At 68.1% G+C, this 23,266-nt stretch carries 25 protein-coding genes and 3 pseudogenes; 17 read left to right on the plus strand and 11 right to left on the minus strand.

What is annotated here, in order from left to right:
- Window positions 1-141: 141 nt before the first annotated feature.
- Window positions 142-1,455, minus strand: a complete 1,314-nt coding sequence (locus NC4_RS37610) for a nicotinate phosphoribosyltransferase (protein WP_067549104.1) — start codon at window positions 1,453-1,455, stop codon at window positions 142-144.
- Window positions 1,456-1,590: 135 nt separating this feature from the next.
- Between NC4_RS37610 and clpS the strand changes: the two genes are divergently transcribed.
- From clpS to NC4_RS37660, 10 genes and pseudogenes are all read left to right on the plus strand, one after another.
- Window positions 1,591-1,947 carry an ATP-dependent Clp protease adapter ClpS gene (clpS, locus tag NC4_RS37615; protein WP_157555464.1) on the plus strand — a complete coding sequence of 119 codons (357 nt, stop codon included), beginning with the start codon at window positions 1,591-1,593 and terminating at the stop codon, window positions 1,945-1,947.
- 22 nt (window positions 1,948-1,969) lie between these two features.
- Window positions 1,970-2,539: an oxidative stress transcriptional regulator AosR gene (aosR, locus tag NC4_RS37620; RefSeq protein WP_067549111.1), complete on the plus strand. Its 570-nt coding sequence runs from the start codon at window positions 1,970-1,972 to the stop codon at window positions 2,537-2,539.
- Window positions 2,540-2,820: 281 nt separating this feature from the next.
- The gene (locus NC4_RS37625) at window positions 2,821-3,894 is read left to right on the plus strand and encodes a P1 family peptidase (RefSeq protein WP_067549043.1); all 1,074 of its coding nucleotides are present in this window, start codon (window positions 2,821-2,823) and stop codon (window positions 3,892-3,894) included.
- 137 nt (window positions 3,895-4,031) lie between these two features.
- Window positions 4,032-4,457 carry a M67 family metallopeptidase gene (locus tag NC4_RS37630; protein WP_084530170.1) on the plus strand — a complete coding sequence of 142 codons (426 nt, stop codon included), beginning with the start codon at window positions 4,032-4,034 and terminating at the stop codon, window positions 4,455-4,457.
- A gap of 32 nt (window positions 4,458-4,489) precedes the next feature.
- A complete protein-coding gene (locus NC4_RS37635; protein WP_067549046.1) occupies window positions 4,490-4,768 on the plus strand; it encodes a MoaD/ThiS family protein in 279 nt (92 codons plus the stop codon).
- A gap of 2 nt (window positions 4,769-4,770) precedes the next feature.
- A complete protein-coding gene (locus NC4_RS37640; protein ID WP_067549049.1) occupies window positions 4,771-5,733 on the plus strand; it encodes a PLP-dependent cysteine synthase family protein in 963 nt (320 codons plus the stop codon).
- A 144-nt stretch (window positions 5,734-5,877) separates the two neighbouring features.
- Window positions 5,878-6,567, plus strand: a pseudogene (locus NC4_RS37645) (rhomboid family intramembrane serine protease).
- A 69-nt stretch (window positions 6,568-6,636) separates the two neighbouring features.
- On the plus strand, window positions 6,637-7,401 hold the full coding sequence (locus tag NC4_RS37650; RefSeq protein WP_067549052.1) for a cyclic nucleotide-degrading phosphodiesterase: 765 nt from the start codon (window positions 6,637-6,639) through the stop codon (window positions 7,399-7,401).
- Between the two features lie 21 nt (window positions 7,402-7,422).
- Window positions 7,423-8,199: a ribonuclease PH gene (rph, locus tag NC4_RS37655; RefSeq protein WP_067549055.1), complete on the plus strand. Its 777-nt coding sequence runs from the start codon at window positions 7,423-7,425 to the stop codon at window positions 8,197-8,199.
- The gene (locus NC4_RS37660; RefSeq protein WP_067549059.1) at window positions 8,199-8,807 is read left to right on the plus strand and encodes a non-canonical purine NTP pyrophosphatase; all 609 of its coding nucleotides are present in this window, start codon (window positions 8,199-8,201) and stop codon (window positions 8,805-8,807) included. The genes rph and NC4_RS37660 overlap by 1 nt, the downstream gene beginning before the upstream one ends.
- Window positions 8,808-8,873: 66 nt before the next feature.
- On the opposite strand, the gene NC4_RS37665 is transcribed toward NC4_RS37660, so the two are convergent.
- A complete protein-coding gene (locus NC4_RS37665) occupies window positions 8,874-9,428 on the minus strand; it encodes a TetR/AcrR family transcriptional regulator (protein WP_067549062.1) in 555 nt (184 codons plus the stop codon).
- A 131-nt stretch (window positions 9,429-9,559) separates the two neighbouring features.
- On the opposite strand from NC4_RS37665, the gene NC4_RS37670 reads away from it, so the two are divergent.
- Complete coding sequence (locus NC4_RS37670) at window positions 9,560-10,720, plus strand: FAD-dependent monooxygenase (RefSeq protein ID WP_067549065.1); 1,161 nt, start codon at window positions 9,560-9,562, stop codon at window positions 10,718-10,720.
- A 178-nt stretch (window positions 10,721-10,898) separates the two neighbouring features.
- Here NC4_RS37670 and NC4_RS37675 read toward each other — a convergent pair whose 3' ends face one another.
- The 5 genes and pseudogenes from NC4_RS37675 to NC4_RS39790 form a co-directional block, all read right to left on the minus strand.
- Window positions 10,899-11,240 (minus strand): DUF3817 domain-containing protein, encoded by a 342-nt coding sequence (locus NC4_RS37675; RefSeq protein ID WP_157555465.1) that lies wholly within the window; start codon window positions 11,238-11,240, stop codon window positions 10,899-10,901.
- 53 nt (window positions 11,241-11,293) lie between these two features.
- Complete coding sequence (locus tag NC4_RS37680) at window positions 11,294-11,773, minus strand: transcriptional regulator (protein ID WP_067549071.1); 480 nt, start codon at window positions 11,771-11,773, stop codon at window positions 11,294-11,296.
- A 70-nt stretch (window positions 11,774-11,843) separates the two neighbouring features.
- The gene (locus NC4_RS37685; RefSeq protein ID WP_245722200.1) at window positions 11,844-12,698 is read right to left on the minus strand and encodes an oxidoreductase; all 855 of its coding nucleotides are present in this window, start codon (window positions 12,696-12,698) and stop codon (window positions 11,844-11,846) included.
- 205 nt (window positions 12,699-12,903) lie between these two features.
- Entirely contained in the window at window positions 12,904-13,110 is a 207-nt protein-coding gene (locus NC4_RS43780; protein WP_067549074.1) for a sigma factor-like helix-turn-helix DNA-binding protein, read from the minus strand.
- Between the two features lie 94 nt (window positions 13,111-13,204).
- Window positions 13,205-13,906, minus strand: a pseudogene (locus NC4_RS39790) (sigma-70 family RNA polymerase sigma factor); the annotation flags it as partial.
- A gap of 110 nt (window positions 13,907-14,016) precedes the next feature.
- Between NC4_RS39790 and NC4_RS37700 the strand changes: the two are divergent.
- Complete coding sequence (locus tag NC4_RS37700) at window positions 14,017-14,670, plus strand: TetR family transcriptional regulator (RefSeq protein WP_067549080.1); 654 nt, start codon at window positions 14,017-14,019, stop codon at window positions 14,668-14,670.
- Window positions 14,671-14,738: 68 nt separating this feature from the next.
- Window positions 14,739-16,778: an MDR family MFS transporter gene (locus NC4_RS37705; RefSeq protein WP_067549083.1), complete on the plus strand. Its 2,040-nt coding sequence runs from the start codon at window positions 14,739-14,741 to the stop codon at window positions 16,776-16,778.
- A gap of 52 nt (window positions 16,779-16,830) precedes the next feature.
- Here the strand turns inward: NC4_RS37705 and NC4_RS37710 are convergent, their stop codons facing one another.
- From NC4_RS37710 to NC4_RS37720, 3 genes are all read right to left on the minus strand, one after another.
- On the minus strand, window positions 16,831-18,018 hold the full coding sequence (locus NC4_RS37710) for an FAD-dependent monooxygenase (RefSeq protein ID WP_067549086.1): 1,188 nt from the start codon (window positions 18,016-18,018) through the stop codon (window positions 16,831-16,833).
- A 223-nt stretch (window positions 18,019-18,241) separates the two neighbouring features.
- Complete coding sequence (locus NC4_RS37715; protein ID WP_067549089.1) at window positions 18,242-18,865, minus strand: PadR family transcriptional regulator; 624 nt, start codon at window positions 18,863-18,865, stop codon at window positions 18,242-18,244.
- A 59-nt stretch (window positions 18,866-18,924) separates the two neighbouring features.
- Window positions 18,925-19,737, minus strand: a complete 813-nt coding sequence (locus NC4_RS37720) for a helix-turn-helix domain-containing protein (protein WP_067549092.1) — start codon at window positions 19,735-19,737, stop codon at window positions 18,925-18,927.
- A 166-nt stretch (window positions 19,738-19,903) separates the two neighbouring features.
- Between NC4_RS37720 and NC4_RS37725 the strand changes: the two genes are divergently transcribed.
- A complete protein-coding gene (locus tag NC4_RS37725; protein ID WP_067549095.1) occupies window positions 19,904-20,347 on the plus strand; it encodes a hypothetical protein in 444 nt (147 codons plus the stop codon).
- 30 nt (window positions 20,348-20,377) lie between these two features.
- Complete coding sequence (locus tag NC4_RS37730; protein WP_067549098.1) at window positions 20,378-21,400, plus strand: zinc-dependent alcohol dehydrogenase family protein; 1,023 nt, start codon at window positions 20,378-20,380, stop codon at window positions 21,398-21,400.
- Here the strand turns inward: NC4_RS37730 and NC4_RS37735 are convergent.
- The gene (locus NC4_RS37735) at window positions 21,340-22,215 is read right to left on the minus strand and encodes a LysR family transcriptional regulator (RefSeq protein ID WP_218021399.1); all 876 of its coding nucleotides are present in this window, start codon (window positions 22,213-22,215) and stop codon (window positions 21,340-21,342) included. The genes NC4_RS37730 and NC4_RS37735 overlap by 61 nt on opposite strands.
- A gap of 117 nt (window positions 22,216-22,332) precedes the next feature.
- Here NC4_RS37735 and NC4_RS37740 point away from each other — a divergent pair, with 117 nt between their 5' ends.
- Entirely contained in the window at window positions 22,333-22,851 is a 519-nt protein-coding gene (locus NC4_RS37740) for a nuclear transport factor 2 family protein (RefSeq protein WP_218021400.1), read from the plus strand.
- 134 nt (window positions 22,852-22,985) lie between these two features.
- A pseudogene (locus NC4_RS37745) lies at window positions 22,986-23,266 on the plus strand (hypothetical protein); the annotation flags it as partial.

Genomic DNA, 23,266 nt, shown 5'->3' on the forward strand with positions numbered 1-23,266 from the left:
TGATCGTCTCGCTGGCCAGCATTTCGATGGACACCGACGAGGGCGGCTTCTTCGGCTCCGGCTGGCCCGCGGTGGTGTTGTTCTGCGCCTTGCCCGGCGCGGTGATCGGCGCCTTCGTGGTGCTGCTGTGGAACCGGCGGACTACGTCAGGAAAGTCGTCGGAATCGCGGGATCGCCGTCCGACAGCTTCAGACCCTCCCGCGGAATACTGACCAGCCCGCGCGCCACCAGCTCCCGGCTCTCCTGCAAGGTCGGTTGATCGGCGACCACCTCGCCCGCGCGCACCAGCGGGGTCTGCAGATCACGGATCTCGTAGCCATTGGGCTCGGGGCGCCGCGCGGCAGCCGGGTAGACGATTTCCTCGACAATGGTGCCGGTGCGGCGCGCCAGCCGGATCGCCTTCTTGGTGCCGCCGCGGGATTCCTTGTGCGAGCTGCGTTTCGCGACGGGGATGCCGTCGACCTCGACCAGTTTGTAGACCATCCCGGCGGTGGGCGCGCCGGAGCCGGTGACCAGCGAGGTGCCGACGCCGTAGACGTCCACGGGCTCCGCGCGCAGGGCGGCGATGGCGTATTCGTCCAGGTCGCCGGAGACGACGATCTTGGTGCGGGTCGCGCCGAGGGCGTCCAACTGCTCGCGGACCTGGCGGGCCAGCACGCCCAGATCGCCGGAATCGATACGCACGCCGCCCAATTCGGGCCCGGCCACCTCGATGGCGGTGGCCACGCCGCGGGTGATGTCGAAGGTGTCGACCAGCAGCGTGGTGCCCACCCCGAGCGCCGCCACCTGGCTGCGGAAGGCCTCGGCCTCGTGCTGGCCGTCGGCCCCGCTGTGCAGCAGGGTGAAGGCGTGCGCGCTGGTGCCCGCGCTCGGCACGCCGAAGCTGCGGGCGGCCTCCAGATTGGAGGTGGCGTCGAAACCGGCCAGATAGGCGGCGCGGGCGCTGGCCGGTGCGGCGAGTTCGTGTGTTCGGCGCGAGCCCATTTCGATCATGTGGCGGCCGCCGGAGGCGCTCACCATGCGGGCGGCGGCCGAGGCGATGGCGCTGTCGTGGTTGTAGATCGACAGGATCAGGGTCTCCAGCACGACGCATTCGGCGAAGCTGCCGCGCACGGTGACGATGGGCGACCCGGGGAAGTAGAGCTCGCCCTCGCGGTAGCCGTCGATCTCCCCGCCGAAGCGGTAATCGCGGAGCCACTCCAGGGTGCGGGCGTCCAGGAACTTCGCGGCGACCGCGAGTTCCGGTTCCCCGAAACGGAATTCGGTGAGCGCGGACAGCAATCGGCCGGTCCCGGCGACCACACCGTAGCGTCGGCCGTGTGGCAATCGCCGGGCGAATACCTCGAAGGTGCAGCGCCGATGCGCGGACCCGTCGGCCAGGGCCGCCGCGAGCATCGTCAGCTCATACTGGTCGGTCAACAAGGCTGTGCTGGTAACCCCGTCAGCGATCTTCACGAATCCCACAATAGGCACAGCCGTCCGAGAGACCGCGCCCTCGCCGCGTAGCCCCCGTCACGGAGGCGGCACGCTCGTCCACCGGCGTGTCGCGGGACTGTTGTTTCTCTGGCGTGTGGTCGTACCCTGGACGTTATGGGTCTGTGCAAAGAAGACGCTGTCCGGGCCGCCGCCGGTCCGGTCGGTGCGAACGTGACATTGTCGGCGGCACAGGCGACGCCTGAGGCGATCGAGTACACCGAGATTCTGGAAGCCGAGGATCGGCCCTGGGTAACGGTCGTTTGGGACGATCCGGTCAACCTCATGCATTACGTGACCTACATATTCCAGAAGCTCTTCGGCTACAGCAAAGGCAAGGCAACCGAGCTGATGCTGAAAGTGCACAACGAGGGCAAGGCAGTGGTGTCGTCCGGCTCGCGCGACAAGATGGAACACGACGTACAACGCCTGCACTCGGCGGGTCTGTGGGCGACCATGCAGCGTGACGAGTGATCCGGGCGACTACGGTTACCCCGTGCGGAAGTGGAGCAGGAAGAACTCCCTGAGCGGGTTGAAACTGCGTTCGGAAATGGACGCCCATGAGGCCGATGTGCTGCGGTCGCTGGTGGGCGCGGTCACCGGGCTGTTGACCGACCGGGCGCGCTCGGCGCCCGAGGATGATCTGGCGGCCCTGACCGGGCTACAGATCGGCAACACCAGCCCGCCCGACGACCCGCGATTGGCCCGGCTGCTGCCGGATTTCCACCGCCCCGAACCCGGTTCCCCCGACGCCGACCGCGCCGACCTCAACAGCGCGCTGCGCAGCCTGCACGAACCCGACATCATCGAATCCAAGGTCGCCGCCGGGCTGGTAATCCTGGAAACCCTTCCCCCGCAGGGCGGAAAGATCGTCCTCACCCCCGAACAAGCCGACTGCTGGCTCACGGCCCTCAACGACGTCCGACTAGCCCTCGGCACCGCCCTCGACATCAACCCCGACACGCCCGACCAACTCGACGAAGACGACCCCCGCGCCCCCAGCCTCGAGGTCTACCACTGGCTCACCTGGATCCAGGACTCCCTCCTCCAAGCCCTCGCGCTTTGAGCGGGAACAACTCTCGTAACTCTCAGGGGCAAGCCCCTGAAACCCCATGAGCAGCAGGAGGGACCCGCGCCCCAGAACCCCGACAGTCGCTGGCGGGTGCTGCGTCCCGAGCCCTGGCGGCCGTTGGCGGGTGCTGCGTCTCGAGCTCTGGCCGCCGTTGGCGGGTGCTGCGTCCCGAACCCCGGCTGCGGCTGCGGGAGCTGCGTCCCGAATCTCAGGTCTCGAACGTCGGGAGTGGCTCGTGAAGGCTTGGCTCGGAACATTCTGAGGAGGTAGGCGTCGTGAACAGTGTTGTGGAACCGCGTAACTCGATTACGGATGTGGCGGGTGTGCTGGTGGGGCACCACCATTCGGTGGATGCGGGGGCCACCATCGGGGCGGGTGCGGCCACCGGGTGCACTGTCGTTCGAGTTCCGGGCGGGGCCACCGAATCCGTGGATGTGCGGGGTGGCGGGCCGGGTACGCGGGAGACCGATCTGCTCGATCCGGGCAATACGGTGCGGCAGGTCGATGCTGTGTTGCTGACCGGCAGCAGCGCTTATGGGCTGGCTGCGGCGGACGGTGTCATGCGCTGGCTGGAGGAGCACGGGGAAGGGATCCCGATGGATCCGGCGGATCCGTCGCGGGTCGTGCCCATCGTGCCCGGGGCGGTGATCTTCGATCTTCCGGTGGGGGCGTGGGATATTCGGCCCACCGCCGACTTCGGGTTCCTCGCCGCAGAGGATGCGGCCGAGGAATTCGCGCGCGGCTCGGTCGGGGCGGGCACGGGTGCGCGAGCCGGATCCATCAAGGGTGGTATCGGCACCGCCAGCGTCCGTTTCACCGACGGTCCGGCGGCGGGTATGACCGTCGGCGCGCTCATTGTGGCCAATCCGGTCGGTTCGGTCTTCGATCCGCGCACCGGACTGCCGTGGGGTGTGGGCACCGACGGTCCGGAGCACTTCGGCCTGCGTCCGCCCAGCGGTGAACAGCTCGCCGCGGCCAATGCGCTGCCCGTGAAGGGCACGGTCCTCAACACCACGATCGGGGTGGTCGCCACCGATGCCGCGCTCGATCCGGCGGCGTGTCGGCGTTTGGCGGCGACCGCGCACGACGGTTTGGCGCGCGCCATCCGCCCGGCGCATTCACCGCTGGACGGCGACACGCTGTTCGCCCTGGCCACTGGAACGGCCGAGCCCGCAGCCGGTTTCCCGCTGCCTCCGGCCTTCCCGGCCGATATGCTCGTCCTCGACCAGCTGTGCACGGCCGCCGCCGTCTGCGTGGAGCGCGCGATCGTGGACGCCATCCTGTCCGCCACGACCGTCGCGGGAATCCCGTCCTACGCGGACCTCTTCGGCGAGTCCGGCCGGGCCTAGCCGCCGGGCGGGGTGGCGGGGCGCGCGGGGGTGTGCGCGGGGAGCTGGGAATAGGCGCATATTCTGACCCGTTGACGACAGGGATTCGACTGCTCCGACAGTCGGTGTGTCGGGCGGTGAGCGGAAGGAATCGAACTGTGCTGGTGATCCGGGCCGATCTCGTGGAGGCAATGGTCGCGCACGCGCGCGCCGATCACCCCGACGAGGCGTGCGGCGTGATCGCCGGGGCCGAGGGGTCCGATCGGCCGGAGCGGTTCATTCCCATGATCAATGCGGCGCGCTCGCCGACGTTCTACGAGTTCGACTCCGGTGAGCAGTTGCGGCTGTGGCGGGAGATGGACGATCGGGACGAGGAGCCGGTGGTCATCTACCACTCGCACACCGCGACCGAGGCGTATCCGAGCCGCACCGATATCTCGTTCGCGTCCGAGCCCAATGCCCACTACGTGCTGATCTCCACCCGCGATCCCGAGGCCCACGAATTGCGCAGCTACCGGATCCTCGACGGTGTGGTCACCGAGGAACCGGTGGAGATCGTCGCCACCGAATCCGCCGACGCCTGAACACCTTCAGCCGGAACAAGCAAGGAGTCCCCATGCCGGTCATCGTGTCCATCCCGACCATCATGCGCCCGATCACCAAGGGTGAGAAGCGCGTCCAGGCCGAAGGCGCGACCCTCGCCGCCCTCATCGAGGATCTGGAAGCCAACTACCCGGGCCTGAAGGAGCGGCTGCTCAAGGACGGCAAGCTGAACCGCTACGTCAATATCTATGTCGACGACGAGGACGTGCGCTTCGCGGGCGGACTCGAGGCCGAGGTGCCCGCCGAAGGCACCGTCACCATCCTTCCGGCGGTCGCCGGAGGCTCGCGCTAATCATGGCGCGCTACGAGTCGCTGATCGCGACACTCGGCAATACTCCGCTGGTTGGGCTGCGCACGCTGTCCCCGAAATGGGACGGCGAGGACCATGTGCGGCTGTGGGCCAAGCTCGAGGACCGCAATCCGACCGGGTCCATCAAGGATCGCCCGGCGCTGCGCATGATCGAGCAGGCCGAACGGGACGGGCTGCTCACCCCGGGCTGCACGATTCTCGAACCGACCAGCGGCAATACCGGCATCTCCCTGGCCATGGCGGCCAAGCTCAAGGGCTACCGCCTGATCTGCGTCATGCCGGAGAACACCTCGGTCGAGCGGCGGCAGCTGCTGACCATGTTCGGCGCCGAGATCATCGACTCACCGGCCGCGGGCGGCTCCAATCAGGCTGTCGCGCGGGCCAAGCAGATCGCGGCCGAACATCCCGACTGGGTCATGCTCTACCAGTACGGCAATCCGGCCAATGCGCTCGCGCACTACGAGACCACCGGCCCGGAGATCCTGGCCGACCTCCCCGAGATCACGCATTTCGTCGCGGGTCTCGGCACCACCGGCACGCTCATGGGCACCGGCCGTTTCCTGCGCGAGAAGGTCCCGACCATCGATATCGTCGCCGCCGAACCCCGCTACGGCGAACTCGTCTACGGCCTGCGCAATATCGACGAGGGCTTCATCCCCGAACTCTACGACGAGTCGGTGCTGACCTCGCGCTTCTCCGTCGGCCCCTACGACGCCGTCCGCCGCACCCGCGAATTGGTGCTCGAGGAAGGCATTTTCGCGGGCATCTCCACCGGCGCCATCCTGCACGCCGCGTTGGGCGTGGCCAAGAAGGCCGTCAAGGCCGGTACCCGCGCCGATATCGCCTTCGTAGTCGCCGACGGCGGCTGGAAGTACCTGTCGACGGGCGCCTACGACGGCACCCTCGAAGAGGCCGAAGAGCGCCTCGACGGCCAACTCTGGGCCTGACCTCAGCTGGACGAACGATCACCGGGAACTGGTGGCGGCATCGCGCGAGAAGCCCCCGCCACCAGTTCCCGGTCGTCGCGTTTTCGGTTCGGTACCCTCGGGAGGGGAGTGGCCTAGGAGGTACTGATGGGCGGCGGAGGCGGTATGGGGGCGTCGTTCGATCCGGATCGGATCGCGCGGCTGCGCGGGCAATTGGCGAATCCGGGGGCGGCCTCGCGCGGCGGCGGGGCGGTGAAGCTGCTGTGGCAGCGGGCCATTGTGATCATTCTCGGGTTTACCGGCTTGCTCTATGGGGTATAGGCCGTGGACAGCGCCACCGGGCACGAGCTCGACTACACCCTCGGCGTGGAGCCGCGGGTGACGCACGGCCTGGACGGGATCGTCTTCGCGCCTGTGCTGCACGCCAATTGGGATCACCTCATGGGCAATACCGTGCCCGTGCTGGTACTGGGCCTGCTCACGCTGCTGACCGGGATCGGGCGCGGGCTGACCGCCACCGCGATCGTGTGGGTGGTGGGCGGTTTGGGCACCTGGCTCACCGGCGCCACCAACTCCGTGCATGTCGGTGCGTCGGTGCTGGTGTTCGGCTGGCTCACCTATCTGATCTCGCGCGGCTGGTTCGCGCGCAATGTGGCGCAGATCGCCATCGGCGTGGTCGTGGGGTTGCTGTACGGGTCGATCCTGTGGGGAGTTCTGCCCGGACAAGAGGGAATCTCTTGGCAGGGGCATCTTTTCGGGGCGGTGGGTGGTCTGATTGCCGGGTGGGTACTCTCTGGGGACGAACGTCGTCATCGCCGCGGGGCCAACGCCGGCCGCTTCGCGTCGTCGGGGTGACGCTGGACCCGGTCGGCGAATTGGGGGATCCCTCCGTTGAGTGAGACAGCAGCGTGGCAGCATGGGGGAATGCGCCTCACCGTCATCGGGTGCTTGGGCAGCGTGTCCGGCCCGGATTCCCCGGCGTCGGGATACCTGCTCACCGGCCCGGATATGACTCCCACCGTCATCGATTTCGGCCCCGGAGTGCTGGGCGCGCTGCAGCGCTACCTGGATCCGGGCGAGGTGGACGTCTTCCTGACGCACCTGCATGCCGATCACTGCCTGGATCTGCCCGGTCTGCTCGTCTGGCGGCGTTATCACCCCAACCCGCCCACCGGTAAGGCCATCGTGCACGGCCCCTCCGATACCTCGTTGCGCATCGGCAATGCTTCGGCGGAGATCGGCGGCGAGACCGACGACTGGTCCGATGTCATCGATATGCGGCAGTGGGTGGCGGGCGAGCAGATCTCCTTCGGCCCGGGCCACACTGTCGAGGCCCGCCGCATGTTCCATCCGCCGGAGTCCTACGGCCTGCGCATCACCACCGCGACCGGGCGCACCCTGGTCTACACCGGCGACACCGCCATCTGCGACGAGGTCTTCGAACTTGCCAGCGGTGCGGACGTACTGCTCGCTGAGGCCTCCTGGACCCACGACCCGGCCAACCGCCCGCCGGGCATCCACCTCTCCGGCCACGAGGCGGGCCTGGTCGCCGCCCGCGCGGGTGTCGGCGAACTCCTGCTCACCCACATTCCGCCCTGGACCTCCCGCGAAGACGTCATCGCCGAAGCCAAGGCCGTCTACTCCGGCCCGGTCCACGCCGTGTCCCCGGGCGAAGTCTTCGAAATCTGACCGCACGCTACGCTGAGGCCCGTGTCTAAACGAGCCGATGGCAGGGCGGATGACGAACTCCGCGAGGTACGGATCACCCGGGGATTCACCACGCATCCGGCGGGTTCGGTGCTGGTGGAGTTCGGTTCGACGCGGGTGATGTGCACCGCCAGCGTCACCGACGGCGTGCCGCCGTGGCGGCGCGAATCCGGATTGGGCTGGCTGACAGCGGAGTACGCCATGCTGCCCGCCGCCACCCACACCCGTTCCGGGCGAGAGTCGGTGAAGGGCAAGGTCGGTGGTCGCACCCAGGAGATCTCCCGCCTGATCGGCCGTTCGCTGCGCGCCTGTATCGACCTGTCCACCATCGGCGAGAACACCATCGCCATCGACTGCGATGTGCTGCAGGCCGACGGCGGCACCCGCACCGCCGCCATTACCGGCGCGTACGTGGCGCTCTCGGATGCCGTCACCTATCTGGCGGCCGCCGGTCAGCTCACCGATCCGCAGCCCATCTCCTGCGCCATCGCCGCCGTGAGCGTCGGCGTCGTGGACGGCCTGGTGCGCCTGGACCTGCCCTATGAGGAGGATTCGCGCGCCGAGGTCGATATGAACGTGGTCGCCACCGACACCGGCACCCTGGTCGAGATCCAGGGCACCGGCGAGGGCGCCACCTTCCCGCGCTCTACCCTGGACAAGATGCTCGATTCCGCGCTCGCGGGCTGTGAGCGGCTGTTCGTGGTGCAGAAGGAAGCCCTCGCCCTGCCGTACCCGGGCACCCTGCCGGAACCGGCCGAGACCGCGAAGAAGAAGTCCTGATGCCCCGTAAGGTCCTGGTCGCCAGCCGGAATGCCAAGAAGCTCAACGAACTTCGCCGCATTCTCGACGAGGCGGGCATCGCGGGCATCGAGATCGTCGGCCTGAACGACGTCGCACTCTACGACGAGGCTCTCGAAACCGGCGCCACCTTCGAGGAGAACGCCGTCGCCAAGGCCCGCGACGGCCATGCCGCCACCGGATTGCCCTGTATCGCAGACGATTCCGGCATTGCGGTCGACGCCTTGAACGGTATGCCCGGCGTCCTGTCCGCTCGCTGGTCCGGCACGCACGGAAATGACGAGGCCAACAACACCCTGCTGCTGGCCCAGCTCGGCGACGTCCCGGACGAGCGCCGTGGCGCGCGCTTCGTCTCCGCCTGCGCCCTGGTCGCCGATGGCGGCGAGGTGATCGTTCGCGGCGAATGGCCCGGCGCCATTGCCCGGAAGCCGGTCGGCGACGGCGGTTTCGGCTACGACCCCCTCTTCGTCCCGGACGGCGGCACCGTCTCCGCCGCCCAGCTCGCCCCGGCCGACAAGGACGCCGCCTCCCACCGCGGCCGCGCCCTCCGCCAGCTCCTCCCCGCGCTGGCGGCTCTGGCCGAGAGCTGAATTCCATTCGGTAGCAGATAAATACGTGCCCCCTTTCCTACGGAAAGGGGGCACGTTCGTTGTGGGTCACCGTTCGCCCAATAGAGCTCGGATCATGTGTTCCGCCCCCGGGCGGGGGTCGAATTGGGGTGCGGGGCTGGTCAGTTCGTGCCAGAGGACGCCGTCGAAGTAGTCGGCGAGGAGTTTGGCGGCGTCGGTACGAGGGGTGACTTCGCGGACCATGGCTGTGAACCATTGGATGATGCGGTCGTGGCCGCGGCGCATGCTGTCCTGGAGGGCGGGGGTGGTCTGGGCTTCCAGGACCAGGGCGTAGCGGGCGAGGGTGCGGGTGCGGTCGGTGGTGGCGGCGTGGGTGATGAACAAGGCCAGGGCGTCGGCCAATTGGGGGATGGTGGCGGGGGCGGGCATGCGGTTCACGGCGTTCCAGTCCGCGTAGTCGCGTTCCTCGAGCCGTTCGGCGATCGCGGCCAGCAGGGTTTCGCGGGTGCGGAAGTAGTTGGAGCTGGATCCCGAGGGCATGCCCGCGGCGGCGTCGACCGCACGGTGGGTGAGTGCGCGCGAGCCGCGCGATCCGAGGAGTTCGATCGCGCTGTCGAGTAGCTGCTCGCGTTTGGTGGGCATCCGTGGATACTACATCAGTAGCGAGTTCTACTACATCGGTAGTGCTGAAACTACATCTGCAGTAGCGTTCCTCTCATCGAACGGTACAGCGGGGCCAATCCGGATCCACGCGAACTCGAGGGGAGTACGAAATGTCCAAGGCGTTGATCGTCGGTGGCGGAATCGGGGGATTGGCCACGGCCGTAGCATTCGCCCGGCAGGGCTGGGATGTGGAGGTGCTGGAGCGGGCCGAACGGATCACCGAGGTCGGCGCAGGTTTGTCCTTGTGGGCCAATGCGCTTCGCGCCCTCGACGCGCTGGGCCTGGGCGACCGAGTGCGGGCGCGCGCCGTCGACGACGGCTCCGCCGGTATCCGGGACAGCAAGGGGCGCTGGCTTTCCCGTGTCGATGCCGAGGCGATTCGGACGCGCTTCGGCAGCCCGATCGTGCTGCACCGCGCCGACCTGCTGGACATCCTGCGCGAAGCCGTGCCGGAATCGGCCCTGCGCACCGGGATATCGGTCAGTGAGGTGCGCGCCGACGGTTCCGTCGTGCACTCCGCGGGAGTCTCGACCGGCGATGTGATCGTCGGCGCCGACGGCATCCACAGCGTAGTCCGCCGGGCGGTCTGCGGCGAGGTCACGCCCCGCTACAGCGGATACACCGCCTTGCGGGTCGTCGTCACCCCGACCGCGCCGATGGGCGATCTGGGCGAAACCTGGGGCAAGGGTGAGCGTTTCGGCTTCGCCGCGCTCGCCGACGGCCGCGCCTACTGCTTCGCCGCCGTCAACGCCCCCGCCGGTGCGCCCAGCGGCGGACTGCGCGAATTGCGCGCTCGCTTCGGCGACTGGCACGAGCCGATCCCGAGCCTGCTCGCAGCCGCCGACGAATCGGCATTGCTGCACAACGACATTCACTTCCTGCCGCCGCTACCGACCTACGTCTCCGGCCGCATCGCGCTCATCGGCGACGCCGCGCACGCCATGACGCCGAACCTGGGCCAGGGTGCCTGCCAGGCGCTCGAGGACGCGGTGGTGCTGGCCGAGGTGGCCGCGCACGATCCGGATCTCGCCCGCTACGACGCCGAGCGCCGCCCGCGTACTCGAATGATCGCGGACCGCTCGGAGCGAATCGGGGTCGTGGCCCAGCTCTCCTGGGCTCCGGCGGTCGCGGTGCGCAATGCGATCATGCGTTTGATACCGGCATCGGCCCAGATCAAAGCGCTTGTCCCGGTGCTGGAATGGGAGCCGCGCCCGGCTCGGCCGTCGGCGGGTTTCCGCCGGAATGCTTCGCGGAGCCCCGAAAGGTCGTAGCGCGCGGCCCCGTGCGGGGCAAGCTCGAAGTATGGCTGACGGGACTGTGCTTCGGCGGATGACGGCCCGGCTCGCGCTGCCGATGGCACTCGCCCTCGCGGTACCGGTATCCGCTGACGCCCGAGGGCCGGTCGGCCTTTCTGCGCGATCTGCCTGGGGCATCCGGGAGCGCTGACCCCTACAGGCCGAAGGTGGCCTTCACTTCCTGGGTGCGGCGGTGCTCGAAGACGAAGGACAGGAAGGGGACGGTGCCCGCGAGGCAGGTGAGTGCGGTGGTGACCGGCTTCCATCGGGCCTTGATGCCGAGGTCGATGGTGAAGACCAGGTAGAGCATGTAGAAGATGCCGTGCACCTGGCCGATGTAGAACAGCCAGCCGGGGGCGGTGCTGCTGTCCTCCAGAAGCAGGTACTTGTAGATCATTTCGCCGGTGAGGACCAGCAGCCACAGGCCGGTGATCCAGGCCAGGATGCGGTAGCGCAGTAGCGCGCCGCGGATCTTCTCGGGGGCGGCGGCGCCGATCGGGCCGGGCGCGAGGGTCTCGACGGCGGGGGATTCGGCGTTGTCGCGGGTGCTCACCCTGCGTTCCTCTCGTGGTTGCGCAGCCCGGCATCGCGGATCTGCTGATCCATATCGTGGGCGTGCAGATCGGCCAGGTATCGGTTGTATTCGGCGAGTTCGGGATCCTCGTCCCGGGCGGCCTTGGGGCGCTCGGGCAGGATGCCGTCCGGAATCTCGCGCGGCGCGGCCGCTTTCGCCCGCGTCAGGCGTGCCAGCCGCGATTCGACGGCCCGCGGCTCATCGGAGGGCCGCGGCTCGCCGGACGGTTGCGGCAGGGACTGCCGGGCGGCGTCCTTCTCCAGGCGCACGAAACGCAGGTAGGCCCACACCACGAAGCCTGCGAACAGCGGCCACTGCAGGGCGTACCCCAGATTCTGGGCGGTGCCGTTACCGGATTCGAACCGCGTCCACTGCCAATATCCCAAGGCCAGGCAGGCCGCCGATGCCACGACCACGAAGACGATCAGGGCCGGGCGGCGGTGAGGAGCGGACACGCCCTCAACGGTACCTGCCTACTACGGAGTCCGTAGTAGGCAGGTGTGCACCGGGTGACCTGGATCGCGGTCAGAATTTGTAGCTGACGCCGGTGAGGCGTTCGGACTCTTTCCACAGCCGCCGCCAGAGTTCCCGGTTCTGCGACAGATTGGTCGAGGGGGAGGGTTGCACCGGGCCCTGGCTGCCCATCCAGCGGGTCGGGCCCCAGTAGACGGCCGGGTCGGCATTCGGGTCGGTGGCCGCGAACAGGGAGGAGTAGGCGGCGTGGAAGGGGGACTGGCCGACGAGGCGGATGAAGGGCTTGGAGATCTTGTCCAGCGGGGTCTCGGTGCGCGCGAACAGATCGGTGGCCGAGACGCCCGGGTGCACGCCGTAGGAGCGCTTGGCCGAACCGGCCTCGCTCAGCCGCCGCTGCAGTTCGCGGGCGAACATGAGGTTGGACAGCTTGGACTGCGCGTAGGCGAGATTGCGCTGGTAGCGGCGGTTCTCGTAGTTGAGGTCGTCGATCCACAGCTTGGGCGTCTGCCGGTGCGCGATGGAGGCCAGGGTCACCACGCGATCGCGGACCCGGTCCAGCAGCAGGCCGGTGAGCGCGAAGTGTCCGAGATGGTTGACGCCCCACTGGGTTTCGAAGCCGTCCTCGGTGCGCGAGAACGGGATGTTCATCAGCCCGGCATTGTTGATCAGCACATCGAACTCGCCCTGGCTCTCGGCGAATTCGCGCACCGAGGCGAGGCTCGCGAGATCCAGCGCCGCCACCCGCACATCGCCGCCGATGCGATCGGCCACCTCCTGCGCCTTGGCGGTATTGCGGCAGGCTATGACCACGGTGGCGCCCTTGCCCGCGAGCACCTTGGTGGTCTGCTCGCCGATACCGCCGTTGGCTCCGGTGATCACGAAGGTGCGCCCGGACTGATCCGAGATTTCGCTTGGCTTCTATGCCATGGCTGTTGACCTCACAGGTTCGGCGTCATTGTGCTGCGAGAGCACGCGCCCCTCGACCTAACTCCAGAGTAAGTTCCTGGGGAAGATGTCTGGGTCAGTGGCGCCGAATGACAAACGCCCCGCCGCGACTGTACGTCGCGGCGGGGCGGAATGGTGGCGGGGGTCGGGGCCCTGGGGGCTGGGCTCAGCCGAGGAGGTCTTCGAGGGCCTGGGCTCGTTTGGGGTGGCGGAGTTTCTGCATGGCCTTCGCTTCGAGTTGGCGGATGCGTTCGCGGGAGACGCCGAAGAGGCGGCCGACTTCCTCGAGGGTGCGGGGGTCCGAGCCGTCCAGGCCGTAGCGCAGGGCGACCACCTGGGCTTCGCGTTCGGGGAGGCCGGACAGGACCTTCATGAGCTGGCCGTGGACCGTCTTCGGTGACCGTGACGGCCGGGCCGGGCGCGCTGTCGGCGAGGATTTCGCCCAGTTCGGTGCCGCTTTCGTCATCGCCGATCTGGAGGTGCAGGGAGATCGGGTTGCGGTCGTGGCTGAGGACCTGGCGGACCTGCTCGACGGGGAGGTCGAGCTCGGCGGCCAACTCCTCCAGGGTGGCGTCGCGGCCCAGCTGCTGCGACAGCGCCCGCCGGGTGCGTATGGCGCGGTTCAGCACCTCGACCACGTGGCCGGGAATCCGGATGGTGCGGCTCTGGTCGGCCAGGGCGCGGCCGATGGACTGCTTGATCCACCAGGTGGCGTAGGTGGAGAACTTCAGGCCGCGACGATGCTCGAACTTCTCGATGGCGCGGATGAGGCCGAAGGTGCCCTCCTGGGTGAGGTCCAGCAGGGACATGCCCGCCGGGATCGGGTAGTGCTTGGCGATGGACACCACCAGGCGCAGGTTGGCGCGGACCATATGGTCCTTGGCCTGCTGTCCGTCCCGGATGGCGCGCTGTAGTTGGCGGCGCTCGGCGGCGCTGAGTTCGATTGCCGCGGCGGCATTCTCGTCCAGTCGCTGCTGTGCGAGCACGCCGGTCTCGATGCGCTCGGCGAGCTCGTATTCCTGCTCGCCGGTGAGCAGGGCCGTGCGGCCGATCTGCCGCAGATAGTCCCGCACGGAGTCTTCGCTGACCGTATTGACGGTGATGGGCATGGAGGTTGCTCCCTTCCGGCCGGTGGTGGTGCTGGCGACTGCCGTGAGAGTGCGGGTCATACGGGAGTTCCTCCTTCGGTCGTGCCGTCTCCGGCGACGAGAACAAAGTTATATCAGACCTAAAAATATGTCAACCATGAGTTTATGACGAACTTGGGTATGCTGTTCCCATGAGTGCACAGACCGCCGCCCCGCCGCTGGGCCTCCGCGAGCGGAAGAAGCAGCAGACCAGGCAGCACATCTCCGATATCGCGACCGGTCTGTTCCTGGAGCGCGGGTTCGAGAGCGTGACCATTGCCGAGATCGCGGCGGCCGCCGATGTCGCCAAGATGACGGTCACCAACTACTTCCCACGCAAGGAAGACCTGGTGCTGGATCGCTCGGCGGAGTTCGCGGGCTGGCCCGCGCGCACGGTGCGGGAGCGGGAACCGGGCGAATCGGCGCTGGCCGCGCTGCGCCGCGCCTACCTCGCCAGCGTGGCGGAGCAGGACCGGCTCAATGGCTTCGCCCCGCCGGAGTTCGCCCGGCTCATGATCAGCAGTCCGGCCCTGGTCGCGCGCGTGCGCGAATTCCACGATGAGCGCGAGCGCGTGCTGGCCGCCGAACTGGCCGCCGAAACCGGCATCGCCGAGACCGATTTCGCGCCGCGTATTGCCGCCACATTGCTGACCGGCGTGCACCGCATCCTGTTCGACGAGACGCTGCGCCGCAATCTCGCGGGCGAACCGCATTCCGCCATTGCCGCCGTCATGACCGGCTACGTCGCCGAATCCTTCGACGCGCTGGAGCCGTCGCTCGGCGACTACGCGGTGCGCCCGCGCTGAGCCTCCCGGCGCAGACGTTTGCCGTGTCGTTGCCAATGGGTGGCGGATGAGCGCAACATACTGGGCCGATGACCGGTGCCAGTGCAGCAGTCGCCCCTCCGGCATCCCCGCAATTGACCCGGGCCGGAACCAATCTGGTCTTCGCCACCGTGGTCGTCGGCATGCTCATGTCGGCGCTGGACCAGACCATCGTCTCCACCGCCCTGCCGACCATCGTGGCCGATCTGGGTGGAGCCGGGCATATGGCCTGGGTGGTGACCGCCTATCTGGTCACCTCGGCGATCGCCACCGCGCTGGCCGGGAAATTCGGTGACCTCTTTGGCTACAAACTGGTCTTCATCCTCAGCGGCCTGATCTTCATCATCGGTTCCATGATCGCCGGGATGTCGGGCGGCATGACCCTGCTGATCGTGGCGCGCGGCATTCAGGGCGTGGGCGGCGGCGGGCTCATGGTCACCGCCATGGCCTTGATCGCCAATGTGATTCCGCTGCGCGAACGCGGCAAGTACCAGGGCGCGCTGGGCGCGGTCTTCGGCGTCACCACGGTGCTGGGCCCGACTCTGGGCGGGCTGTTCACCGATCATCTGAGCTGGCGCTGGTGCTTCTACGTGAACGTCCCGGTCGCGGTGGTCATGATCGTCATGGCGCTGCGCTTCATCCCGTCCACGCGCGCCGAGACCAAACCGGTCGTCGACTATCTGGGCATTGCCGTCGTCGCGGGCGCGGTCACCACCCTCATCCTCGGCCTGGAGTGGGGCGGGCAGGAATACGCGTGGGATTCGCCGATGATCATCGGGCTGTTCCTCGCCGCGGCGGCGCTGTTCGCGCTGTTCGTGGTCGTGGAACTGCGGGCGACCGAACCCATGCTGCCCATGAAGCTGTTCCGCGGCAATGTCTTCACCGTCTGCTCGATCCTCAGTTTCATCGTCGGCTTCGCCATGCTCGGGGCGATGACCTTCCTGCCCGCCTTCCTGCAGTACGTCATGGGCGTCTCGGCCACGGCCTCCGGTCTGCGTACCCTGCCCCTGGTGATCGGCCTGTTCACCACCTCGATCTTCTCCGGCACGGTGGTCGGCAGGACCGGGCACTACAAGATCTTCCCCATTGTCGGCACCGCGGTCATGGCCGTCGGGCTGTTCCTGATGTCGACCATGAACCAGCACACGAGTTTCTGGTTGCAGTCGCTGTACATGCTGATCCTCGGCCTGGGCATCGGGCTCACCATGCAGGTGCTGACCATCGTGGTGCAGAACACCGTGCCCTACAACGATCTCGGCACCGCCACCTCGGGCGTCACCTTCTTCCGCACCATCGGCAGTGCTTTCGGCACAACGATTTTCGGAACCCTCTACACCAATCAGCTGACGCCGAACATGACCAGGGCGCTCGAACAGGCCAAGGTGGTGCCGCCCGAGGTCGCCCAGAATCCGGAAAAGCTGGCGAAACTACCGGATTCGGAGAAGGAGCCGATCCTCACCGCGTACGCCGACTCCATCGATTACGTCTTCCGCTGGGTGGTGCCGGTGGCCGTGCTCGGCTTCCTGATCGCCTGGTTCCTGAAGCAGGTGAAGCTGCGCGATACCGCGCGCGCCGGGGCCGTCGACCTCGGCGAGGGTTTCGCCATGCCGGACTCCGACGATCGGGCCGTGCATCTGGAGCGGGCCGTGGCGCATCAGCTGCGCAAGCTGCGCGACAATGCGGTGCCCGAACCGGGCATTCTGGCCGCGGCGGGCAGTGCGCTGGATCGGGACGAGGCGTGGGCGCTGGTGCAGGTCCGCACCTATGCGAATTTGCTGGATACCGTGACGATCTCGGAGATCGCCCGCACCCACTGGGTGCCCGAGGAACTGGTCGGGCCGGTCTTCGCCAAGGCGGAACGGGACGGCCTGGTCCGCACCGACGGCGACGTGGTGACGCTCACAGACCGCGGTGTCGAGGAAGTGGACCGGGTGCGCGCCGCCTGGCGGCGCTGGCTCGATGACCGGCTCGCCGACTGGGATCTCACCGATCCGGCCGACCGCGCCCTGCTGGATCGGGCCGTGGACAATATCGCGCTCGAGCTTCTCGACGCGGGCGATCGGCCCGAGGCGCTGGCCAAACGCGACTGACGGCTGCGCCGATTCCGCCGAGCGGAACCGGCGCTACCGCAACCGATTCGGATCAGACAGCGGTCGCGACCGGCCGGACCGGGGCGTCCCAGTCGATGCGGAATCGCTGTTCGGGACCGAACGTCTTCTCCGGGTCCATCATCTTGAACATCACCGGCATCACCACCGACATCATCGTGCGGGCGACCGGACCGGCGGCCTTGGTCTGGTTGATCCGCGCCACCCGCGCCGCGACGGCCTCCACCCGGGGCCGCCGCAGCGCCTCGTAGGTGGCGAAAGCCGTTGCCGGATCCGGGATGTCACGCAAGCAACGAGCCAGCTCGATGGCGCTCTCGATGGCCAGCGACGCACCCTGACCCGAGGTATTGCTCGGCGCGTGGATGGCATCGCCGGTGAGCGCCATCCGCCCGCGATTCCAGTGCGGCACCGAGGGCATCACCTGTAGCGCGCCCACCACCTGCAACTGCTCCGCCGTGGTGTTGCGGGCCAGTTCGGCGCCGGGGGTGTCGTCGGCGTAGGTCTCGCGCAGGATGCGCAGCCACTCCGAGTTCGGCACGGTGCGCGCCTGGGTCAGCGAAAGGTACTGCTCGTGCGGCAGATTCGCGCCCCAGCCGATCCGCCCGTCCGGCATGGCCCAGTACAGGTAGTAGGCCCGTTTGCCGAAGGCGAAGATCATCTGCTCGGGCGGCAGGTCGAACGAGCACTCCGTGAAGCCGCCGAACCCGAGCATGCGCAGATACTTCGGCCCCGGCGCCTGCGGGTCGACCAGGCCGCGCACGGTGGAACGGATACCGTCCGCGCCGATGAGCACATCGGCTGTGGCGCTGCTGCCGTCGGCGAACCGCGCGGTGACGCCGTCGGCATGCTCGTCGACGCCGACCAGGCGTTTGGAGTACTCGAACTCCACCCCGCTCGCCACGGCGTGATCGTGCAGGTCCGGGCGGTCGACCAGTTGCAGCGGCTCGACCCCCGTGAGTGACGGGGCCTGGATCATGCGGTTGCCGACGAACATGGCTTGCCGCGAGAACGGCGTGGCGATGGCGCGCACCCGATCGGCCACGCCGATGATCTCCAGTGCCGCCAGGCCATTGGGCGCGAGCCCGAGCGCGGACCCGATGCCGTAGGCGGCGCCGGGATAGGCCTCGTAGACGCGGGCGTCGATGCCCGCCTTGCGGAGTGCGGTGGCGGCCACGGGGCCGGAAATGCCGCCGCCGATGACGATTGCGGTTCGAATGGACATGGGGTTTCTCCCTGAGGTTTTTAGATAACCCCGAACCCGTATGCGCGTGGTGAACCCAGTTATTCTGTAGTTGCCAAACTCGTTGCCAAGTTCGCCTGCACGGACGCGGTTCGAGACGGTGTATTCCCGGGCCTCGGCGGTGGTGTTGCAGCACCTTCGCCGGGGCCCGGCTCATGAAAAGATCAATCCGGCTGAGTGTGCGAGTCGGACGGCCCTCCCTCCATCAGTGCGAGCACATCGGGGGGGGCAGGCTGCCGTCGTGATGCCAGGCCCGCCAGGTGTCGAGGGCCGGGAAGCTGCCGTCGGCGAGCGCATCGCGCAGCGAACGCGCCCACGCCGCCTCGGCCTCCAGCATGGCCAGCTCATAATCGTCTTCGATCCAGAAAAGGCGCGGCAATGTGCCTTCCAACGCTGCCATTTGGGCGCGAGCGGCGGTAATCGCCGTCTCCAGCTTGGTAATTCGCTGACCGAGCAATTCGATGACGTCCTCGGGCGGCAATACCGACAGGACCGAGAGTCCGGCCATGAACGGCCGCGTCTCGGGCACCGGATCGGCAATGAGCTCCCGGGTCCAGTCGTCGAGTTCGGCGCGACCGGCCGGGGTGATGCGATAGATGGTGCGCTCGGGCCGGGCGCCGTCGCGCTCACTGCCCGCGACCTCGAGGAAGCCGTGCTTGGCGAGATTGTCCACCACGGTGTAGAGCGAGCCCCATTTGATGCCCATATCGCGGTCCTTGCCCCACTCCCGCAATCGGGCGGCGATCCCGTAGCGGTGGGTGGGGTGCATGACGAGCACCGACAGCACGGCCAGGGCCATGAGGTTGTTGACCTTGCGCTTGCGGGCCATCTCGCACCTCCTTACTCGTAGACGAATATATGTCTACGAGTATTCGGGCACAAGTAGTGTCAAGCGGGGGAGAAACGGGTGCGCAGATAGTCCGCGGTCGGCTGGTCGGCGGGCAGAAACGCCTCGAGGTGCATTTCGGCCAGGGTGATATCGGTGGCGGTCGCGAAGCTGGTGAGGGTCGTGATCAGGCGCAACTCAGCGGGCGCTGTGGCGTCCGGGTCGACGGGCAGCAGGCGCAGCGGCACCGCGAACCCCACGTGATTCGGTCCCGGGTCGATGGGCGGCAGATAGGAGTCGAGTTCGGCGGTGAAGGCATCCAGTTGCGGATCCGGGCTGCGCAGCGCGAGGGTGCGCAGGCTGTCGGTAATGTGGCGACCCCATTCGGGCAGGTTCAGCACCCGACGGGCCAGGCCGTCCGGATGCAGGGCCAGGCGCAGCAGGTTCGGCGGCTCGAGCAGCGCGGGCGCGCAGCCCTCGGTGAGCAGTTCGAAGGCCGGATTGGCGGCCACCAACTCCCCGTAGCGGCGGGTGACCACCGCCGGATACGGCATATGCCCGTGCAGAATGGTCCGCAGCGCCGCCCGCACCGCTTCGAGCTCCGGTGCGTCCAAACCGGATTCGGGAAAGGCCGAAGCGTAGCCCGCCGCGAGCAGCAGATTGTTGCGATCGCGCAGCGACAGCCCGAGCGATTCGGCCAACCGCACCACCATGGTCCGCCCCGGATGCGAGCGGCCCTGTTCCAGGAAGCTGAGATAGCGCTGGCTGGTCTCGGCGCGAATGGCCAGATCCAACTGGCTGATGCGGCGCAGCGTCCGCCACTGCCGCAATTGCTGCGCGAACGGGCTCGCCGTCGCTATCGCCATGGCCGTCATACCTCCACTGTCGGTGCGGGTGGGCGGTTCCGCGATTCCCTCCAGGGAATAACGGCACCGCCCTCCGGGGAACGACCGCACCGCCCTCCGGAAATGACAGCACGGCCCGCGCGATCATTCCCTGCGGGAATCGCGCACATTCGCACCGCCGAACAAACTCGCTGCCATGAACATTCGACTCGACGACATCGCTCTCGCCGAACTCACCGAGCAGTACGTGGCCCTCTGGAACGAAGCCGACCCGGATATCCGGGGTAAGCGCATCGCGGATCTGTTCGCCGTCGACGGCACCCAGATCCTGACCGATCCGCCCGAGCAGATCCGCGACGCGGCGACCGGTCTGGCCTTCCCGATTCCCTATCTGCAAGTGCGCGGCCACGCGGAACTCTTCGGCCGCGCCACCCGCGCCTACGAAATGTTCCTCGCCTCCGGCGAATTCGTCTTTGGTTCCCGGGGCGGCGCGATCCGGCTGGCGGAGGGACTGGCGGGCATCGGCTGGGACATGGTCGCGACCGCCGACGGCGTCGTGGCCGCCACCGGGTACGACGTGCTCGCCCTGGACGCGGACGGCCGGATCCGCAGCAGCCATCAGTACATCGGCCCCGCCTGACCGTCATCGATACCACTCGGGAGTAGAACCATGAATGCCATTGCCTACCAGCTGGAACCGCTGCGCGGACTCGACGGACTGACCACGCGGACGCTGGACATCCCGGCGCCGGGCCCGCATCAGGTGCTGGTGCGGGTCCGCGCGGCCTCGCTCAATCGCCGCGACATCATGCTCATGGACGGGACCTATCCGTTGCCCGCCCGGCCCGGCGTGGCGCCGCTCTCGGATGGTGTCGGCGAGGTGGTGGCGGTGGGGGACGGGGTGATTCGCACCGCCGTCGGCGACCGGGTCACCGGCACCTACTTCGTCGGCTGGAACGGCGGCCCGCAGACCCTGGCCCTGGCCGCGCAGCAGTACGGGGCCAATCACGACGGCTGGCTCGCCGATTGCATCGTGCTGGAAGAGGATTCGGTGATGGCGGTGCCCGCGCACCTCACCGATACCGAAGCCGCCACGCTCACCTGTGCGGGTCTGGTGGCCTGGTCGGCGCTCACCAAACCCGTTCCGGTGCAATCGGGTGAGACGGTGCTGACCGTCGGCACCGGGACCGCGGCGCTGTTCGCGGTGCAGTTCGCGAATCTGCTGGGCGCACGGGTCATCTCGATCACCTCCTCGCTGGAGAAGGCGGCGCGCCTGCGCGCGCTCGGCGCCGACGAGGTCATCGATCGCACCGAGACGCCGGAGTGGGAGACCCGGGTGCTCGAACTCACCGGCGGTGACGGCGTGCAGCACGTGATCGATGCGGTCGGACGGCTCACCCTGCCGAAATCCCTTGCGGCATCGGCCTACAACGCGCAGGTCACCCTGCTCGGCGCATTTCCGCCGCCGCCCGGACAGGAGCTTTCTGATCCGCTCGGCGGACAGTTCGTCTCGCTGCGCCGCATCGCGGTGGGCAGCCGCGCCGACTTCGAGGCCATGAATCGGGCGATCGCCGAACACGGCCTGCGACCGGTGATCGACCGGGAGTTCACCGTGGACGAGGCGGCGGACGCCTATCGGTACTTCACCGAGAGCGATCCGTTCGGGAAGGTCGTCATCACATTCCCGAGGTGATCACGCCGCGGCACGTGCTGCGGCATGGGCGAATTCGCGAATGCGGGCGGATTCGCGGGTGGACAGCCACAGCAGGCCCCAGCGCACGGGCGGGCCGCCGCGGAATGGGATGTAGGCGATATCGGGACGGGCGTGATAGCGCTGGGCGTGCGCGGGCATCGGCGCGACGCCCCGGCCCGCGCCGACGAGGGTGAGCAGTTCGTTGTAGGTGGCGGCCTCGGGGCCGGGGCGCAGGGTGGTGACCCCCCCGCCAGGTCGGAGCCGGTGATGGAGCGGCGGTGCGCCCAGCGGTGCTGCGCGGGCACCGCGAGCACGCGGGCCTCCTCGACCAGGACCGCGCCGGTGCTGATATCCGGATCGGTCACCGGGAGCATATCGAGGGCGATATCGATCTCGCCGTCGCGCAATCGGGAAATCGCTTGTGCCGGTGGGACTTCGCGAATGCGCATGGTGCAGTCCGGCAGTTCGGCGTTGAAGTATTCGGCGGCCCGGGTGAGCAGCTGGCCGGTGGCGGCATCGGTGAAGGCGACGGTCAGGGTGCCGCCGCGGCCGTGGCCGGTATCGATGGTGTGTCGGACGGCGGCGGCAATGCGATCCCAGGCCGGGCGGATATCGGCGTACAGGGCGCAGGCCGCCGGGGTGGCCGTGACGCGGCGGCTGCTGCGCTCGAAGAGCGGAACGCCCAGTCGGCGTTCGAGTTTCGTGACCGTCTGGCTGACCCGGGCGGTGGAGAGATGCAGCTTCTCGGCGGTGCGGCCGAAATGGAGTTCGTCGACGAGGGTGAGGAAAACCTCGATCTCGTGTCGTTCCAGCATCCGACCGCCCTACCTTGATCGTTAAGCTCAGCTTGATGATCGTTCCATACTCTCGCATTGTTCGGGCGGTTGTGGGGGTTCAGAGTGAGGTGGTCCGCTCAACGATCAGGAGTTCCCGTGTCCACCACCCTCGACATCGCGTCCGTCACCGGATCCCAGGCTCTGGCCGCCGCCGACACACCCGCCCTGGTGGCGGAGCTGCGCGATCGCGCCGAGATCGTCGACGCGCTTTACCGCTTCGCCCTCGGCCAGGATCTGCGCGACCGCGACCTGTTCGCCTCCGCCTTCACCGCCGACGCCGAACTCGACTTCCAGCCCACCGCCGGGAAGTGGGGCGGGGTCGCACCGCTCATGACCGGCCGGGACTTCATTGTCGACACCATCCTCGGCGGCTTCGCCGGGCGGGTGGACACCAGCCATCAGGTCACCAACCCGCGCATCGTGATCGAGGGCGAGACCGCCCGGCTGACCGCGCTGGTCGAGGCGCAGCACCTGCTCACCGCCGACCACGGCGTCTTCGCGCTGCTGAAGAACCGCTACGACGTCGAGCTGCGCCGCGAGGGCGCCCGCTGGCTGCTGCACCGCATCCGGATCGAGAACATCTGGTTCACCGGAGAGCCGACCGCGATCTTCTAGCTACCTGCTCGAATAGATATGTAGCTGGAATATTTCCCTTATCCGCATCCCGTTCTGCTGGACAGCAAACCTGTGTACGGTGCCTTGAAGGATGAGCTTTTCGGATCGACGACTCGAATCGAAGGAGTTCCCCGGTGGCACTGGGTGCGGTCCAGGACAAACCCGCCGCGACACGTGCGGACGGCACGCCCGGCGTCTCCGCGCCGGGCGAGATGTCGCCGAAGGTGCTGGTGGTACTGATCGCCCTGTCGTTCTGTCTGGTGTTCGGCCTCATCGGAGGCAGCCTCCACGAAGGATTCGGACCCTCGACCGAAGGCGCCGTGGAGACCACCACCTCGACCCCCGGTTCCAGCACCACGAACCCCGCGAACTCGCCCCTGCCCCCACCCCCGCCGCCTGCTCCCGCCGCGCCCGT

Origin of the sequence: Nocardia crassostreae (assembly GCF_001613405.1) — a bacterium.
GTDB lineage: Bacteria > Actinomycetota > Actinomycetes > Mycobacteriales > Mycobacteriaceae > Nocardia > Nocardia crassostreae.

What these genes read in the sequence shown, in the direction of transcription:
- NC4_RS37640 (WP_067549049.1), top strand. Translation starts at nt 4,771, where the DNA reads ATGGCGCGCTACGAGTCGCTGATCGCGACACTCGGCAATACTCCGCTG.
- NC4_RS37650 (WP_067549052.1), top strand. Translation starts at nt 6,637, where the DNA reads ATGCGCCTCACCGTCATCGGGTGCTTGGGCAGCGTGTCCGGCCCGGAT.
- NC4_RS37635 (WP_067549046.1), top strand. Translation starts at nt 4,490, where the DNA reads ATGCCGGTCATCGTGTCCATCCCGACCATCATGCGCCCGATCACCAAG.
- NC4_RS37735 (WP_218021399.1), bottom strand. Translation starts at nt 22,215, where the DNA reads ATGCTGGAACGACACGAGATCGAGGTTTTCCTCACCCTCGTCGACGAA.
- NC4_RS37670 (WP_067549065.1), top strand. Translation starts at nt 9,560, where the DNA reads ATGTCCAAGGCGTTGATCGTCGGTGGCGGAATCGGGGGATTGGCCACG.
- NC4_RS37660 (WP_067549059.1), top strand. Translation starts at nt 8,199, where the DNA reads ATGCCCCGTAAGGTCCTGGTCGCCAGCCGGAATGCCAAGAAGCTCAAC.
- NC4_RS37730 (WP_067549098.1), top strand. Translation starts at nt 20,378, where the DNA reads ATGAATGCCATTGCCTACCAGCTGGAACCGCTGCGCGGACTCGACGGA.
- NC4_RS37720 (WP_067549092.1), bottom strand. Translation starts at nt 19,737, where the DNA reads ATGACGGCCATGGCGATAGCGACGGCGAGCCCGTTCGCGCAGCAATTG.
- clpS (WP_157555464.1), top strand. Translation starts at nt 1,591, where the DNA reads ATGGGTCTGTGCAAAGAAGACGCTGTCCGGGCCGCCGCCGGTCCGGTC.
- NC4_RS37710 (WP_067549086.1), bottom strand. Translation starts at nt 18,018, where the DNA reads ATGTCCATTCGAACCGCAATCGTCATCGGCGGCGGCATTTCCGGCCCC.
- NC4_RS37705 (WP_067549083.1), top strand. Translation starts at nt 14,739, where the DNA reads ATGACCGGTGCCAGTGCAGCAGTCGCCCCTCCGGCATCCCCGCAATTG.
- NC4_RS37665 (WP_067549062.1), bottom strand. Translation starts at nt 9,428, where the DNA reads ATGCCCACCAAACGCGAGCAGCTACTCGACAGCGCGATCGAACTCCTC.
- NC4_RS37715 (WP_067549089.1), bottom strand. Translation starts at nt 18,865, where the DNA reads ATGGCCCGCAAGCGCAAGGTCAACAACCTCATGGCCCTGGCCGTGCTG.
- NC4_RS43780 (WP_067549074.1), bottom strand. Translation starts at nt 13,110, where the DNA reads ATGAAGGTCCTGTCCGGCCTCCCCGAACGCGAAGCCCAGGTGGTCGCC.
- NC4_RS37700 (WP_067549080.1), top strand. Translation starts at nt 14,017, where the DNA reads ATGAGTGCACAGACCGCCGCCCCGCCGCTGGGCCTCCGCGAGCGGAAG.
- NC4_RS37725 (WP_067549095.1), top strand. Translation starts at nt 19,904, where the DNA reads ATGAACATTCGACTCGACGACATCGCTCTCGCCGAACTCACCGAGCAG.